1 rRNA gene is annotated in these 568 nt (G+C 52.8%); it reads right to left on the bottom strand.

The annotated features are described in order from the left end of the window. A 23S ribosomal RNA gene (locus ACYUCW_RS18140) occupies positions 1-568 on the bottom strand; the annotation flags it as partial.

Below are 568 nucleotides of genomic sequence, written 5' to 3'. Positions count from 1 at the left end.
TCGCTGCCGCAGCTTCGGTGCATGGTTTAGCCCCGTTACATCTTCCGCGCGGGCCGACTCGACCAGTGAGCTATTACGCTTTCTTTAAATGATGGCTGCTTCTAAGCCAACATCCTGGCTGTCTGAGCCTTCCCACTTCGTTTCCCACTTAACCATGACTTTGGGACCTTAGCTGGCGGTCTGGGTTGTTTCCCTCTTCACGACGGACGTTAGCACCCGCCGTGTGTCTCCCGTGATAACATTCTTCGGTATTCGCAGTTTGCATCGAGTTGGTAAGTCGGGATGACCCCCTAGTCGAAACAGTGCTCTACCCCCGAAGATGAGTTCACGAGGCGCTACCTAAATAGCTTTCGGGGAGAACCAGCTATCTCCCGGTTTGATTGGCCTTTCACCCCCATCCACAAGTCATCCGCTAATTTTTCAACATTAGTCGGTTCGGTCCTCCAGTTAGTGTTACCCAACCTTCAACCTGCCCATGGATAGATCACCGGGTTTCGGGTCTATACCCTGCAACTCATTCGCCCAGTTAAGACTCGGTTTCCCTACGGCTCCCCTATACGGTTAACCT

The sequence above is a fragment of the Proteus sp. MB838 genome (assembly GCF_054767435.1).
This window is presented reverse-complemented; position numbering and strand designations above follow the sequence as displayed.